Origin of the sequence: Candidatus Bathyanammoxibius amoris (assembly GCA_024451685.1) — a bacterium.
GTDB classification, from domain to species: Bacteria; Planctomycetota; Brocadiia; order Brocadiales; family Bathyanammoxibiaceae; genus Bathyanammoxibius; species Bathyanammoxibius amoris.
The window spans coordinates 55,684-71,353 of sequence record JAMXCW010000007.1 but is presented as its reverse complement, the minus strand read 5'-3'; the positions used below and the strand labels follow the sequence as shown (position 1 = coordinate 71,353).

Below are 15,670 nucleotides of genomic sequence, written 5' to 3'. Positions count from 1 at the left end.
GCTGCCGGTTGTCATAGAGGTTGTTTTCACAACCCTCTCTTAAATAATTATACCATAGTTTCCATGGTTTGGACGGGTTTTCCGGGGCGGACTAATAGAGGCCGATACTGGCGAAGCTGACCATGCCCCTCGGGTCCGGCCACTGTTCATATTTGAGCAATTTCCCTCTGGAGGCATCCAGTACCTTCAGGAGTACGTATATCGGCGAAAGCCCGCATATCTTCCTCCTGTCGCCGTCTTTCTGGATACTGTGAAAGAATCCCTCTGCGTCAACGTTTTCTATAAACCTTATCATGTCCATGTCCTCTTCGGCTATTTTCTGGAGGTCCTGGCTGGTCAGGGGCAGGGGGTCGCCGAAACGTGGTCCGACATGGCTCAGGTCCGCGCTTGCTATTAAAAAGACGTCTTTCCCATTCCCCTTAATGACGCCCTTTAGTGTCTCTATGAAATCATTCACCTCCTGTACCGAAGACGGGCTCTTACCGTCCTTTATCATCTCATGGAATGACGAGCAGAGGACGGGTACTATGCTGACGTCCCTCTTGCCGTCATACAGGTAGTGGAGGAATATGGCCTGAAATTCCAGCGAGTGTTCGTTTTTGTGGGCAAACTCACCCTTAAAGAATCCCTTCCCGCCGGCCTTCTCAATGGCGGTAACGATTTCCTTGTCGGTGCGAAGGAGTCCAAACGGCGTCTCAAAATCCTTTTTCGTGACGGAAAAAAGCCCGTTCATGTCTCCATGGGAAGTGCCTAACAGTATGAAACATCTGGCATTGGAAGACTTTTCTATCTCTTTGTATCCCCATGCGAAGCAGGGGCCGCCCCTGTCGAAGTCTATGTGCGGTAGCACGGCGCCCTTTACGACGTTCTTAGATTTCTTCCCGGACCTTTTTCCACCCGGCTTACATGGACCGCCGTCCGAGGTGAAAAAGGTGTCTATCTGTTGTCTCAGTTTCCCGGGGTCGCTGTCATATCCTTTGCCGGCAAAGGCGGCCTTCCTTATGCTCGAACGCCTGAACTCCTCCTTCAGGTCTTTTAGGAACTGAGTAAAGCGCTCACTCTCCAGCAGCATGGCCTTGTCGAGCGTGTTTATGACACCTTCAATCTGTTCCTTGAGCGGTATATTGCCGTGCCGTTTTGCGTATACCGTTTGTACGTCAAGGAGGGAGTGCCGCCCGTCAAACAGTCTTATTATTTCAAACAAATGATGAGGCACGACGAGAATCGTGTCAGTGATGTTGGAAGGATCTCTCAGGCAGATGCCCTCCTTCCCCGGTTCATTATAAGGGAAGGCCTCCACAGGCCGTAACTTGGGATATTCCATGCCCTTGCACTCCCGGTAGGAATATTTTTTTATTAAAATCTCCCCCGTTTATGGGAAATGTTACCATATAGCAGGTCTGGATTTATTGCAAGCGCAATTTACCTTGACAGCCAACGTTGGCCGGGCAATAATCCCTGTCTTACGTTTTTACTGTGAGAAAGAACTTCAATGGCCAAGAAAAGATGCATATCCGTTATAGGCGCCAGTTCCGCGACGGAAGAAGAGTTCAGGACGGCGGAGGAAGTCGGCCGTGAGGTGGCAAAACGGGGTGCGGTGTTGATATGCGGCGGTCTGGGTGGGGTTATGGAGGCCGCGGCGAAAGGGGCGAGAGAGGCCGGCGGGCTGACAGTTGGCATACTGCCGGGGGAGGATACCGAAGAAATGAACCCGTACATTGATATACCTATTGTCACCGGCTTAGGTTATGCGAGAAACACCCTGGTTGCCTACTCGGGTGACGCAGTTATTGCCGTAGGAGGAAAACTAGGCACCCTTTCAGAGATAGCTTATGCCCTGATGAAGTATAAACCCGTAGTCGGGATAAGTACATGGGGGTTTGACCTCAACGCCAGCCGGCTTGACCGGCCCGGCCCGGTCATAGCCAGGAATGCCGAGGAGGCGGTATCAATGGCCTTTGAAGCACTGGAGAAGAAATAATATCCGGCCAGGGTGTCTTAAACCAGGAACCAGGGGGCTTTAATACGCAGGGTTACGCTAAAAGCGACAAACTCCAGAAAAACAAGGGGCGAGCAAGATATTTTATCTCGCTCGCCCCGCGGGTTCTCAGAATACTTCCTTTGCTTGTTTTACGTTGTTTCTCTAAGCGACCTTCCTGACTGAATAGTCACCTCTGTGCCTGTCTTTTAGCTCACCGAGCTTTGACTTGTTCCAGTTGGACACGCGGCTGTAGTAACCCACGATTCTGGTTACGCTATAGAGCTTCTCCCTTATGCCCGTTTCCAAGGCCTCAATTACGTCGCCAAGTTTCTGCTTCATTATGGCCTTAAGAGAGATATAGTAAGCCGTATGCATCTTGTGGTTCAGAACCTTAAGGACGTCTTCTTCAAACTTGATACCGTGCTTCTCTTCACCTGCATGAATTACACCGTCAATCTCCAGATAATCATGGAAATTAACCGCGTCGCAAAAGGCCTGAAGTCTTTCTTCCAACACAGAGGTATTACACACTTCTTGTTCGAGTAATGCTGGGGTCATATCTCCGAGTTACCTCCTTTCGCTAAAGTGTATTAGGATTAAAACAATCTAAACGTTTAAAAAAGGACAAGAGTGTTTACTTAAACCGGATTAACTTCCTGCCAAGCCACATGTAGTATACGGGCAGTATTATATGTCTATATATTGAAATGTCAAGCGTGAAACACAATATTTTGTATATTTTTTAGATGAACACACAACATGTTGTAGTATAAGGAGATAGGGTGTGCGGCCCTTTTCTGCCCCTCCTCGCCCGTGAGAACGGTCTAAAACCAGTAGAAACCGGGGCCGCATTTATTCTAACATGTGCATGGACAACGAGATAAGATGGTAGAAAAGGGACCGGAAACGTGTCCGGGGGCCGCAAGAAGCCTTGGATTTGAGGGGGGAAAAGTTAAGGTCGTTATCCCTTTTTGTAACCCGATGGGTCGAGAACGTTGTTACCGCGGCCAATCCTGAAGTTGTTTGCGATAATATCGTTCAGGAATTTCTTTGCGAAGAGGATAGCCCCTTCAACACCTTTGCCGCGCGCGAGTCCTGCCGCTATGGCTGAGGCCAGTGTGCAGCCGCTCCCGTGCACACCGCCCGCGTTGCCGGTATCAACCCTGGGTGAGACGAGCTGCCTGAAGTTGTTGCCGTCATAAAACAGATCCTCTACCACCCCTTTTTTCACCGATGGCCAGTCTTCGGGCGCGTGGCCGCCTTTTATAAGCACGTTCTTCGCGCCCATTCCGCGCAGAGACTGGGCCGCTTCTTTAACGTGTTCCGGCCGGTTAATGGAGACGCCGGATAACACCCCGGCTTCATGTATGTTCGGCGTGACTATCGCGGCAAGCGGCAGTAGTTCCGATACCAACCTCTTAACCGCGGCGTCACCCGCAAGGAGCGCACTCCCATCCTTTGCGCAGAGGACGGGGTCGACTACCACGCTGTCAAGTTGATACTCTTTTATCTTCCTTGAGACCGCCCCTACTATCTCGTCGTTCAGGAGCATTCCGGTCTTAACCGCGTCTGTTCCCATGTCACTCATTATGGAATCTATCTGTTCACTTACGGAACTGTAAGGTGTGGCATGGACGGATTGCACGCCAAGGGTGTTCTGTGCCGTGATTGCGGTGATAACGGTGGTGCCGTAGACACCGAGGGCCGTTACGGTCTTTAGGTCTGCCTGGATTCCGGCCCCTCCACCTGAGTCTGAGCCGCCGATTATCATTACCTTGTTCATGGTCTGAGTCGACAAAAGAGAATTGGTCACATTATTTTTTATACAACGCTCGCCAATCTTATCCTGCTGGTGTACCTTTCCAGCACGTTCTTTCTGAGCAGGGGGTATTCCCGGAGTGAGCCGTCCTTCTCGACCAGGCTGAAGGCGTCGTCCCTGGCTGTCTTGAGCAGTGCCAGGTCCTTTGTCATGTCGGCCACCCGGTAGTCCGGCATGCCGTGCTGCCGTGTGCCGAAGAAGGCTCCCGGTCCTCTCAACCTCAGGTCTTCCTCTGCTATCCTGAACCCGTCGTTGCTGGTTACGATGGTCTGCAGTCTCGTGCGCGCGTCGGCGCTTTTGGGGTCCGCGAAGAGCAGGCAGTATGAGTGGTCACTGCTTCGACCCGTTCGCCCGCGGAGCTGGTGGAGCTGGGCCAACCCGAACCTCTCGGCATGCTCGATTACTATCACCGTGGCGTTTGGTATGTCTATCCCTACCTCTATTATTATGGTGGAGACCAGTATGTTTATCTTCTTCTGCCGGAAATCGTCCATTATACGGTCCTTGGCGTCCTGTTTCAGGCGCCCGTGCAGCAACCCTATCGTGTAATCAGGGAAATTATGCCGGAACGTTTCGGCACCCTCCACAGCCGACTTGAGGTCGAGCTTTTCTGACTCCTCTACCAGCGGATATACCACAAAGACCTGACGGCCCTTATTCAATTCCTTTCCTATTAACTCATATGCCCCGGGTGTCTTGCCTTTTGTCACCCATCTGGTTTCGATAGGGGGGCGCCCGGGCGGAAGCTCGTCTATTATCGATATATCCATGTCTCCGAACAGGGTAAGGGACAGGCTCCGTGGTATAGGTGTGGCGGTCATGACCAGCACGTCCGGGCTGATACCTTTCTGTTTCAGATGTGCCCTCTGAAGCACGCCGAACTTGTGTTGCTCGTCTACCACCACCACGCCGAGTTTTTTGAACTGCACGTCCTTTGACACAAGGGCATGGGTGCCTATCACCAGGTCAACCTCGCCGTTTTTTATCTTTTCTAAATCCTTTTTCCTCTGCTTTGGGGCCTTGCCGCCCACATGCAGCAGTGTCCTCACCTTTGACCCGGCCAGATATTTACCCACCGTCCTGTTATGCTGGGCCGCCAGCACCTCGGTCGGGACCATAAACGCCGCCTGAAAACCGTTCGCGACCGCCGCAAGCAGCGCGTACAGGGCGATTACAGTCTTGCCCGAACCCACGTCACCCTGAAGCAGCCTGTTCATGGGGCCCGGACTCTCCATGTCCCGCCGGATCTCCGCCAAAACCCTCTCCTGTGCGCCTGTAAGTTTAAAAGGAAAGCGGTCCCGTATATGGCTGTCAATAGTCTGCCCGATGCGGAAGGCGTGGCCCTTCTCCGTGGTCATCTTCTGTTTCCGTATGGCCAGTGCCAGTTGAAATAACAAGATTTCCTCGTAGGCAAACCGTTTGCGGGCCTGTTTCAGCACATCATGAGTCTCCGGGAAGTGGGCGTCCTCTATGGCCCTGTGTACGGGCACGAGTTTTATTGATTTTAGCAGTTGCTCCGGCAGGGGTTCTTCCAGACGCGGGGCGAAGTCGTCAAGCGTTTGTCTTATCAAACGGCGCAGGTAATTCTGTTTAATCCCTTCTGTAAGCGAGTACATGGGTACGATGCGCCCCGACGCCAGCGGGTCAGGGGTTTTATCGGTTTCATTGTCATCATCCCTGCCGGGGAACTCGAATTCGGGATTGATAATCTGCAGGTACTTGTGCATGTGTATCTTGCCGAAGAGTAATACTTCGTCGCCCGGCTTGAACCTGTCGCGCAGGAACGCCATATTAAACCATGTGGCCGCTATGGTGCCCGTATCGTCCGACACCACCGCCTCAAGTATGCCCCCCCGTCTTCTCCCCCACCTGTTTCTTGTGGGTATGACCCTTACGCTTTTTATCTGTCCTTTTATTGTGGTCGCCTCGTTGAACACTACCTCATTTATGGACTTTATCCGGCTCCTGTCCTGGTAGTCTCTGGGGAAATGGTATAGCAGGTCGCGGATTGTATGGATTTCGAGTCTCGCGAGCACCTCCGCCCTCCACGGCCCGACACCTTTAAGGTACTGCACCGGGCCGTATACCGGGTTTTTAGTAGTAGCCGTAGTCGTAGTAGCGGTTTTCACATCCGCTAGTATACAAGAATCCAGAAACCGATGCAAAATATACAGACGTTATCATAATAGACTGTAGTGGCAGAGCTTGGTTTGATCTTATTGCGGCGGCAGAGTTTACTCTGCGTATTGTCGAGCAAGCTCGACCGCTACAGATTAGAATGACAAACCGTGCCACGAGGTGGACAGCGAGGTTTCACCTCGTTGATAACATCATACAATCAACGACCGTAAAGGTCGTTGTCTACCGGGGAATTTGGGGTGTGGGCGGTAGGGCGGGGTTGCCCCGCCCTTACAAGAATATTGTGTAGCTGCTCGATTTATCGAGCGTATTTATAACGCCCCATAAATGGGGCAACTACAGGTTAAATTAAAAATTTCAAAAAACCTTGAATTCGGGGAAGTAGAGGTCATTCTTCTCCGATATTGTCCTTAGTTTCTCGTCCAGTTTTATGTAATCGTCTCGTGACCTTATGCTGGAAAATTCGCTGTAGAATTTCTCGATTTCATTTGCAGAGACAAAGGGGGAACAGATGGTAATCGACTGATGGATGTGAAGGATTGCGTTGTTCTTGTATTCATCCGACAGGCGGCATATCTGGAAAAAGACCAGCAGGGCCAGTATCATGACGGTCAATGCGTACAAGAATCTTCTGATGCGATGCTCTAAATAGTGTGTTTTCTCAGAGGCGTCTGCCGTAACGTTGGTCATGTTCCTCTCCTTGGCCATAAATATCCTTGACGCAATTAACACAGTCGCGAGAAACACCGCGAACACGGTCTCGTGGAGGCTGTAATATGACGAGATACTGTAGTTCTGGCTGAAGCCCCGGCCTATTTCTTGATACATTGCGTCCAGGAGCGCGCTTGAGCCCAGCGTCGTTATTATGACCGACGGTTCGCTGAAATGACTGAAGAGGGGGTTGCGGACACTCTGCCATAAGGCGCTGCCGAGGGCGCCGGCGAAGATGGCGAGGATAAGGCCCAGGATGATATTTCGCAGGTTGCCGGTGATAAATGTGAACATTTCTTAGTCAGCTCCTTTTCACACGATATTAGAACGCCAAGCATTGAGAGACTCAGCGGGTAATTTACTACGTGGGAGCAAGCCCCCACGCCGCATCTTGAACAGTTAGGGCCCTCCCCCTCCAACCGCGGGGGCGATTTCTTTAAAGTAATCCTCGAGAGTATGTGTCCCGTACGGGGGCGTGACACAATCCATCTGCGCTACGGTCGCGTAGAATTTGGAAATTGTATATGTCCGGCTGCTCACGAACGGGTACATCAGTTTAACGGCGAGGCTGTATGGCGGCGCGGGTATGTGGGTGATCTTCGGTTCCTTGCCAAGCACAGAGAACGCGAGTTCTGCGACCTCCTCATAGGTGAACGTCTCGGGGCCTCCGGCCTCCATCTCCTTTTCTGAACCTTTTACGGCGTCAATACAGACACGGGCGAGGTCCGCGCCGTGGATGGGGTTTATTCTGAACTCGCCGTGTCCTATCAGATAAACCCTTCCGGAGACGGCCATATTCAGGAATTCCGTCATATCCGAAAAATAACCCGTGGGGCGGATGATTGTGTAGTCCAGCTTAGAATTGTGAAGTTCGTCAACCAGCCTTTCGCGCGCGTCTATGACGTCAATATTCCTCAACTGCTTACCCCCGGCGACGGACACGAAGATGAATTTCTTCACGCCGGAGGCCAGCGCAAGCTCCAGGATGTTCTTGTTCGCCTGGTAATCAACTTCCGTAAAGGTGTACTCTTCCTTCTGGCGCGTGATGCCGAGTGACGAGAAGACCGCTTCCACGCCTTTACAGAGTCCCGTCAGTGTCTCGGGCCTTGTGGCCTCTCCGACGAAGACCTCGTCTATCTGGTCCCTTACCGCGGGTTCGAGGAACGGACCGGTCTCTTCAAGTTTTTTCGGGTTCCGGGCCAGCGCCCGCACCCAGTACCCGTGTCTCTTAAATTCCCGTGTGACGTATTTCCCCAGATACCCCGTGGAGCCTGCGACTAAGACACCTTGCATGTCTTTTCCCCCTGTCGTTGGATGATGCAGAATTGCTTAAAGCTGTATCGCATTATTGTTCCCGCTCGCGCCTCCCTTTATGAATGTTCGCCGGTCGGCATATGAGGACAAATTTTCTCGCCCTCCGGGCGATATGGTTCTTCTCTCAGAATATGGCCCATAAGCAATTTCAGATAAAAGAACGGCACAAACCATTCAAGTCCGTGCGTGGGCGTAAACAGATAGCCGTTAATCAGTATACCCCCGCTGAAGAGTATAAAGGCTACCGGACGCCGGAGATAGAGTTCCGTTCGCAGGATAATGGCCGTGGCGGCAAGAAGATAGCCGTACACGACGACGAAAAACATCCAGTCCATAGACCGGAAGAGCCAGGCTATGATAAGTGGGTGTATGTGTATGGCAACGAAGGCAAAATGCTGCCTGAACTCCATACCCGGCTGATGATACCAGCGTTTTGCGGATGAGGTGGCGTTTGTACAGATGCCGCCTGTCAGCTCGACGGCAAAAGCGGTTGCGACAAAGAGTTGTATGGTACTCCATCCCAGGTGGTTAAGGATGGCGTAGGTTGGCATCGCGACCCCTGCCGCAGCGGCGAATGTGAACTGCAGATATATTTCCGCACGCGTGGCACCGGGGCCTATCAGCCTGTCGTAGGAGCCGGCCATACCCTCCCGCGGTTCAGGGTAGTCCCAATTAATATTAGCCATTTGCCGTTTACGGGGCACGGCCTGTCTTCGGCACGAGTTCGCTCTATTCAGAACGACGCCGATGCCGCCAGGCCACGCCTCTCTAAATAGTTCTCAGGCCAAGTTCCTTCAACTGCTCTGCGTCCACGCCGGCGGGCGCATCGGTAAGCAGGCAGGTGGCCCGCTGTGTCTTCGGGAAGGCGATGACTTCTTTTATGTCATCGAGTCCTAACAACATGGCCACCACCCTGTCAAGGCCAAGCGCGATGCCGCCATGGGGCGGGGCGCCGTACTTAAGGGCCTCAAGCAGGAACCCGAACCGCTCTCGTGCAGTGGCCTCGTCTATGTTGAGGAGTTTGAATATACGGCGCTGGAGTTCGGGGTCGTGTATCCTTATACTTCCGCCGCCCAGTTCAACCCCGTTCAGCACTATGTCATAGGCCCGTGCCCGTACCTCCAGCGGTTTCTCCTCCATAGCCGGCACGTCCTCCGGTCTCGGTGAGGTGAAGGGGTGATGGATAGAGACGTTCCGCCCCAGGGTCTCGTCGAATTCCAGCAGCGGGAAGTCGGTTATCCATGTGAACGCGTACTCCTCTTTTTTTATGAGTCCGAGTCTCACGGCCAGGCGTGATCTCAGTTGTGAGAGGGACTGCGACACCACCTTCTCCCTGTCGGCCACGAACATGAGTAAATCGCCTGTGGCCGCCTGCATGCACTCCTTTATCCGGGCCTGCTGTTCTGCGGGGAAGAACTTTGCGATGGGCGAGCTGAAACCGCCGTTCTCTACCTTGAACCACGCCAGACCCTTTGCGCCGAATTCCCCCACGAAGGCCGTAAGCTCGTCGAGATGCTTCCTGGAAAAATCCTTACAGCAGCCCGTGGCGTTAATACCCCGCACAATCCCGCCCCTTTCCACCACGTTGCGGAACGTCTTGAATTCGGAGGTGCGGGATATGTCCGTGATATCCTTCAGGCTGAGGTCGTAGCGCAGGTCGGGAGCGTCCGAACCGTACAGCCGGACGGACTCGCTGTAGGCGAGTCTCTGGAAGGGGGTCTTTATCTTTTTACCAAGCAGTTTCTCAAAAATCTCCACAAACAGCCCCTCGATTGTGCCCATCACGTCGTCTTCTTCGACAAATGACATCTCGACATCGATTTGTGTGAATTCAGGCTGGCGCTGCGCCCTCAGGTCTTCGTCCCTGAAGCACTTTACTATCTGGAAATAGCGGTCAAAGCCGGACATCATCAGTATCTGCTTGAACAACTGTGGCGACTGGGGCAGGGCGTAGAAGTGGCCCGGACTTATGCGGCTGGGTACCAGATAGTCTCTCGCTCCCTCCGGGGTGCTCCTGGTGAGGAAGGGGGTCTCTATCTCCAGGAAGTCCTGAGTGTCAAAATACTGCCTGATGACCTGGGAGAGTTTGTGGCGGAACCGGAAGTAGCGCTGCATGTCGGGACGCCTCAGGTCCAGATACCTGTATTTGAGCCTCAGGTCCATAGAGACGTTGCCGGCCTCCTCTATCTCAAAGGGCGGGGTCTCGGCCTTGCTCAACACGTCGAGCTCAGAGGCGTAGACCTCTACCTCGCCCGTGTCCAATCCGGGGTTTACCGTACCTTCCGGTCTTTCAGAGACATTGCCCTTTATGGCGAGCACGTACTCGGGCCTCAGGTCACGGGACGCCTTATGCAGTTCCTCATCCTGTTCGGGGTTGAAGACCACCTGTGTGACGCCGTAGCGGTCTCTCAGGTCTATGAATACCAGGCCACCGTGGTCACGGCGTTTCGACACCCAGCCGTTCAGCACGACCTCCTTGCCAACGTCGGTCTTGCGCAGCTCTCCACATGTATGTGTGCGTTTAAGCATCTATTATCTCTATCAGCGGCATAAAAAAGGTCTTTGAGTGACAAAATGAAAAATTATGCGCCCCATACGGCTTCAATAAACCGCGCCGCGAGGGGCGAAACAGAAGAAAAAAATGTAATCCGGGGTATTATACTGGAACGGATGTTTTTTAAGAAATACTTTATTTAAGTGGCGGCGAATGCTGGTGGCGGTGTTTGCTGCCGGATGTCAGACGTCTTCGGGGGTTTTCTTCGGTTGAATCCCCGGGCGGATGGGTTTAAAATCTGGTAAGGTGGGTTCTTTCTCAAAATTATGATCATGAAACGTTACTGGGTACCGTTATTATTGTTATTGTTTTTCCTGGCGGTTCCGGTTCGCACGTTGCTGCCGGATTCCGGACCGGGAGAGCATAAGACACAGGCATCGCCGATGAAGATAAAGGCCCCCGAATTTCCCGAGGGTATGGAGTGGCTGAACACGGGCGGCAGGCCCGTCCGGCTGGCCGAGTTGCGCGGGAAGATGGTGCTGCTCGATTTCTGGACCTACTGCTGCATAAACTGTATGCACGTGATGCCGGAGCTTAAGAAGCTGGAGGCCAGGCACCCGAACAACCTGGTGGTAATCGGCGTGCACTCGGCAAAGTTCACCAACGAGCGGGTCACCGGGAACATACGGCAGGCCATGCTCCGCTACGGGCTGGAGCACCCGGTGGTGAACGACAGCGAGTTTCGCATCTGGAACGCGTACGGGGTGCGTGCCTGGCCAACACTGGTGCTTATAGACCCGGAGGGGAATTTCGTGTCTGTATACAGTGGAGAGGGGAATTTTGAGGATATTGACAGGCAGATAGAGCAATACGTCAAATGGTACCGTCAAAAAGACATGCTCAATGAAACCCCCTCTGTGGATATATTTGACAGACTGGAAACGGAGCCCACTCCCCTGTCCTTCCCCGGTAAGATACTCGCCGACCCCGATAACGACAGGTTGTTTATTGCGGACTCAGGCCACAACCGCATCGTCATTACCCGCCGTGACGGTCAGGTTTTAGACGTCGCGGGGAGCGGTGAGGAAGGCGTGGAGGACGGTGGGTTTGAGGAGGCGGGCTTTTCTCACCCACAGGGTATGGCACTTGACGGGGATGTCCTCTACGTGGCGGACACGGAGAACCATCTGATTCGTCGTCTGGACTTAACTTCAAGGACGGTGACCACTATCGCCGGCAGCGGGCGGCAGGCCGATTTTCTCAGCGTGGGCGGCCTCGGCACAAAGGCCGCGCTCAGCTCGCCGTGGGACCTGGAACTGGTCGGGGGTAATAAGCTGTATATCGCCATGGCCGGACTGCATCAGATATGGGTGATGGACCTTGGAAATAATCTTGTGCAACCGTATGCAGGAAGCAGGCGTGAGGGTATCAGGGACGGTGTGTTAGATAAGAGCGAGATGGCACAGCCCAGCGGTATCGCCTCGGACGGAAAAAAGCTGTATGTGGCTGACAGCGAGACGAGCTCAGTCCGTGAGATTGATACGGAAAGTGGGCGGGTTCGCACCGTTATCGGCCGGGGCCTGTTTATATTCGGCGACAGGGACGGCAATAGTAACGAGGCTCGGCTGCAACATCCCCTTGGCGTCGCATATCGTGACGGTCTTGTCTACGTAGCTGATACCTATAACCACAAGATAAAGGTCATTGACCCCGCGGAAGGCACCTCAAATACCTTTCTCGGCAGCGGGAGGCCCGGACATGAGGACGATGGCGGGATTGAGTTCTATGAACCCGGCGGGCTTGATTTTGCCGGCGGCAAGTTGTACATCGCCGACACCAATAACCATGCCATCAGGGTTGCGGACCTGTCCGGGAACGTGACCACCCTGTCAATCGTGGGAATCAAACCCTAGCTGTACAACACGAAGGGCCGAGCAGCTTAGTCCTCGGTGAGTACCACCAGGTCCTCTACCGTTGTTCCGCAGCCGGGACACTTTTGCGGCAACATGCACGTCTCCGTACAGCCGGTTTCGCCCTGATAACCGCACCGGGTGCATCTCCACACAAGCGTCATGGCGAAAGACCTTATCTCTTCAGAAATGTCGTCTTCTGCGCCCATAGAAACCACACCTTACACGATATTATTGAAGACTCAATGAATTTTTGGACGTATTATCCCATTCCCGCAAGTCTGGCCCTGATGGTCTCTCCCATGGATTCAACGGGTGCCGGCCTGCCGGTCCATAGTTCGAATTGTTGTGCGGCCTGGAGCACGAACATCTTTACCCCGTCCAGGGTATGGCAGCCCCCGGCGGCGGCTTCCCTGAGGAGCCGCGTCTCCGGCGGATTATAGACGGCGTCGAAGACCCACATCCCCGGTCTCAATGCCTCTGCCGGTACGGGAGTGTCGTCCACGTTTGGATGCATGCCTATGCTGGTACAGTTTACCAATATCATCCCGGTGTCAAGCCCGGATAGTTCGCTGAATTTCTTGTAGTCGCACCCCAGTTCCCCCGCCAGCGCCTCCGCGCGGGCCTGTGTGCGGTTGACGATTGTTATCTCCGCGTCTTTTTGCTTGAGTCCGAATGCCACAGCGCGCGCGGCGCCGCCCGCGCCGATGATGGTAACCCGTTTCCCGCTTAGCGTTTCGCCGTGTTCCGCCAGCCCGTCCTCTATCACTTTTGTGGCCGCGGTTGAATCGGTATTGTAACCGGTCAGCCTGCCGTCTCTATTTACCACGGTGTTTACCGCGCCGATAGACTCAGCGAGCGGGTCGAGCCCGTCAAGCAGTCCCATGACGGCTTCCTTGTGAGGTATGGTGACACTGTAGCCCCGGACGTTCAGGGCCTTGAACCCGTTAACGAATGAGGCAAGGTTTTCCACCTTAAACGGCAGATAGACGGCGTTCAGCCCCGCCTCCCTGAAGCAGGTGTTATGGAGCAGCGGGCCCATACTGTGGGCAACGGGATTTCCGATGAGCCCGTATATCTCAGTGGAGCGGTTTATCCCACGAAAGTTGTAGACTTCAAGCAGTTCTCTTGCGGAGAGCTGTCCCGGTGCGGATTCTTTACCTTTGACCAATGACGCAAAGGTCAAAAAGCCTCCGTATTTGGGTGCAAGGATGCGGCTAATCTGGCCCGTCTCACCCATGCATAGGGCTATGGTGGGTGTACGCGCCTCTTCAAGGAGACTGAATATCCGCAGATTGTCGGTAATATCATGTGCATACGTTACTATTTTTACTATATCAGCGCCCGTGGCTGACAGCCTCTTGTGAATCTCCCGCAGTTTTGTGGCATCAGGTGTCTCAGTGAAATTGTGATAGGATACGATTACCTTTGTCTTAGTCTTTTTTATGAGCTTATTTATTGAATCAAGTTCTACATCGTGTTCAACATCAACATACTCGGCCCCTGAGGCTGCGGCCTTCTCCAGCAGGGTTATCCGGTCGTTCGAAGGCCCGGTAAACTTCCCGCCTTCTCTCTCAGGTCTGCAGGTTGCTATAACGGGTTTGGCCTTTCTCTCTATAAGAGTTTCTATATCGGAGTCTTTTAGGCCGTTTATATAGTCGAGACGGAGTTCCAAAAGGTCGGCCTGCTCCGAGGCCGAGCGCATATCCTTCAAGAAATCTTCAGTCGTTGCAGCAGTTATGGGTATACAGAGCATGTGAGTAATATACCACAAACAAATGTGTGTATCTACTGGTCTCACAAAACCACGCATATAGGAATTTCTCTGCAAGCATCGGAAATTGCTTATAATTTTACAAAATTTACCGTTGCAAACGTCTGTAAGGTCGATATACTTTTTGATAGTATCTGTGGTTCTATTTCCTTATTAGTGGTCTGGCTGCCGGTGGAGCGTGTTTTCTGCCACACTGCCGATACTACAGCCCGATGAAAAGTGGTGTGAGGGTCAGCAGGATATGGAAAAAAGAACTTCATCTGAGGGCAGATTTCTAAACAGGTTGTTACCTTCCCCCCCCCTCCCCACGCAAGTCATATCCATAAAGAGACTTACATATGGGCTCGTAAGATGAATCCCTTCCGGTCTATCAAAGGCAAATTATTCCTTCTCACGCTCTGCGTCTCCCTCATCCCCATTGCCATAACCACAACAACAATGGCATGGGCAGGGAGTAATCCACAAGTTTCAACGCCTGATTTATCAAAACATCCCACCTATGCCGCATACGACTTCGAGAGGGGAGAGGGCGTTATAAATATTGGTACCCAGTCCGTTTATATGCCCACCGGGCTTATCTCCGAGACGATGAAACGGGACATTATTCTCAAGACGTCCCTGTTGGAAATGGGGATGAAGATTAGGTTTTATGATTTTTTAAAAGGTGATGATGTAAATTTCTTTCTCAGGCGAGGTGACATTGATGCCGGCATAGTAGGGGACATGCCGGCTTTGACCATCGCCGCTACTCTTGATGTTGTTATCACCAATATGATGCAACGGGGGTTTACTTCTATCGTTGCCAGACGGGACGTACTTTTGGGGGGGATGCGCGGAAGGCACATCGGTTATGGTTTTGGCTCTAATGCCCATTATTCACTCCTGCAGGCCCTTTCTGCCGTGGGGCTCAACGAAGAAGATGTACATCTTATCCCCATGGATATCGGCGAAATGCCCGAAGCCTTGCACTCAGGAAAGGTAGACGCCTTCTCTGCCTGGGAGCCGACGCCAACGATAACCTTGAAAAAATATAAAGACACGATCATCATATACAGTAAATTAAATTCAGGTTACTTATATTTCCCAAAGGACTTTGCGATAGAACATCATGACGCTATGTACCACATTGTTGCCGCGGCAATGCGTGCCATTAGCTGGATGCAGGCCAGTGACGAGAACCTCGGCAGGGCCTCTCTCTGGTCCAGAAAATCGGGAGAGAAGTTAATAGGAAAAAGTCTTGAGATTTCTGACGAGGAGGTAGCGAGACTGGCCAAAGAGGATATTATAGGGATGAAGCAACCTTGTCGTATCCCGAAAGGTGATTTAGAGTTGATAGGTTCGCTATACTATGAGTTCGAGTTTCTGAAGGCCTTGGACAAGATTCCGGCAACTGCAGATTGGAGTGAGGTGCAAAACAGCTTTGATAAGCGAATTGTTGAAGAAATCCTTGCCAACCCAAAAAAATACAGACTCTATGAGTATGACTATATCGAAAAAGAGGGCAGTGATGAATAATAAGACCTCTTTC

Annotated in this window: 13 protein-coding genes; 3 read left to right on the top strand and 10 right to left on the bottom strand. The window is 52.6% G+C overall.

The window, feature by feature from the left end; genetic code table 11:
- Positions 1 to 91 precede the first annotated feature (91 nt).
- Positions 92 to 1,324 (bottom strand): AmmeMemoRadiSam system protein B, encoded by a 1,233-nt coding sequence (amrB, locus tag NOU37_05835; GenBank protein MCQ4574750.1) that lies wholly within the window; start codon positions 1,322 to 1,324, stop codon positions 92 to 94.
- 168 nt (positions 1,325 to 1,492) lie between these two features.
- Here amrB and NOU37_05830 point away from each other — a divergent pair, with 168 nt between their 5' ends.
- The gene (locus NOU37_05830; GenBank protein ID MCQ4574749.1) at positions 1,493 to 1,981 is read left to right on the top strand and encodes a TIGR00725 family protein; all 489 of its coding nucleotides are present in this window, start codon (positions 1,493 to 1,495) and stop codon (positions 1,979 to 1,981) included.
- A 162-nt stretch (positions 1,982 to 2,143) separates the two neighbouring features.
- Here NOU37_05830 and NOU37_05825 read toward each other — a convergent pair whose 3' ends face one another.
- The 7 genes from NOU37_05825 to aspS all read right to left on the bottom strand — a co-directional run bounded on the left by NOU37_05825 (position 2,144) and on the right by aspS (position 10,493).
- On the bottom strand, positions 2,144 to 2,539 hold the full coding sequence (locus tag NOU37_05825; GenBank protein MCQ4574748.1) for an anaerobic ribonucleoside-triphosphate reductase: 396 nt from the start codon (positions 2,537 to 2,539) through the stop codon (positions 2,144 to 2,146).
- 403 nt (positions 2,540 to 2,942) lie between these two features.
- Positions 2,943 to 3,764: a bifunctional hydroxymethylpyrimidine kinase/phosphomethylpyrimidine kinase gene (gene thiD / locus NOU37_05820; protein MCQ4574747.1), complete on the bottom strand. Its 822-nt coding sequence runs from the start codon at positions 3,762 to 3,764 to the stop codon at positions 2,943 to 2,945.
- Between the two features lie 38 nt (positions 3,765 to 3,802).
- On the bottom strand, positions 3,803 to 5,929 hold the full coding sequence (gene recG, locus NOU37_05815; protein MCQ4574746.1) for an ATP-dependent DNA helicase RecG: 2,127 nt from the start codon (positions 5,927 to 5,929) through the stop codon (positions 3,803 to 3,805).
- Positions 5,930 to 6,296: 367 nt separating this feature from the next.
- Positions 6,297 to 6,944: a hypothetical protein gene (locus NOU37_05810; GenBank protein MCQ4574745.1), complete on the bottom strand. Its 648-nt coding sequence runs from the start codon at positions 6,942 to 6,944 to the stop codon at positions 6,297 to 6,299.
- A 105-nt stretch (positions 6,945 to 7,049) separates the two neighbouring features.
- Complete coding sequence (locus NOU37_05805) at positions 7,050 to 7,943, bottom strand: SDR family oxidoreductase (protein MCQ4574744.1); 894 nt, start codon at positions 7,941 to 7,943, stop codon at positions 7,050 to 7,052.
- Positions 7,944 to 8,020: 77 nt separating this feature from the next.
- Positions 8,021 to 8,650: a hypothetical protein gene (locus tag NOU37_05800; GenBank protein MCQ4574743.1), complete on the bottom strand. Its 630-nt coding sequence runs from the start codon at positions 8,648 to 8,650 to the stop codon at positions 8,021 to 8,023.
- Positions 8,651 to 8,732: 82 nt separating this feature from the next.
- A complete protein-coding gene (gene aspS / locus NOU37_05795; GenBank protein ID MCQ4574742.1) occupies positions 8,733 to 10,493 on the bottom strand; it encodes an aspartate--tRNA ligase in 1,761 nt (586 codons plus the stop codon).
- 297 nt (positions 10,494 to 10,790) lie between these two features.
- On the opposite strand from aspS, the gene NOU37_05790 reads away from it, so the two are divergent.
- Positions 10,791 to 12,371 (top strand): thioredoxin-like domain-containing protein, encoded by a 1,581-nt coding sequence (locus tag NOU37_05790; protein MCQ4574741.1) that lies wholly within the window; start codon positions 10,791 to 10,793, stop codon positions 12,369 to 12,371.
- Positions 12,372 to 12,397: 26 nt separating this feature from the next.
- Here NOU37_05790 and NOU37_05785 read toward each other — a convergent pair whose 3' ends face one another.
- The gene (locus NOU37_05785) at positions 12,398 to 12,577 is read right to left on the bottom strand and encodes a hypothetical protein (GenBank protein ID MCQ4574740.1); all 180 of its coding nucleotides are present in this window, start codon (positions 12,575 to 12,577) and stop codon (positions 12,398 to 12,400) included.
- 53 nt (positions 12,578 to 12,630) lie between these two features.
- Positions 12,631 to 14,124 carry a shikimate dehydrogenase gene (locus NOU37_05780; GenBank protein ID MCQ4574739.1) on the bottom strand — a complete coding sequence of 498 codons (1,494 nt, stop codon included), beginning with the start codon at positions 14,122 to 14,124 and terminating at the stop codon, positions 12,631 to 12,633.
- A gap of 369 nt (positions 14,125 to 14,493) precedes the next feature.
- Here NOU37_05780 and NOU37_05775 point away from each other — a divergent pair, with 369 nt between their 5' ends.
- The gene (locus tag NOU37_05775; GenBank protein ID MCQ4574738.1) at positions 14,494 to 15,657 is read left to right on the top strand and encodes an ABC transporter substrate-binding protein; all 1,164 of its coding nucleotides are present in this window, start codon (positions 14,494 to 14,496) and stop codon (positions 15,655 to 15,657) included.
- The last annotated feature ends 13 nt before the right edge of the window (positions 15,658 to 15,670 follow it).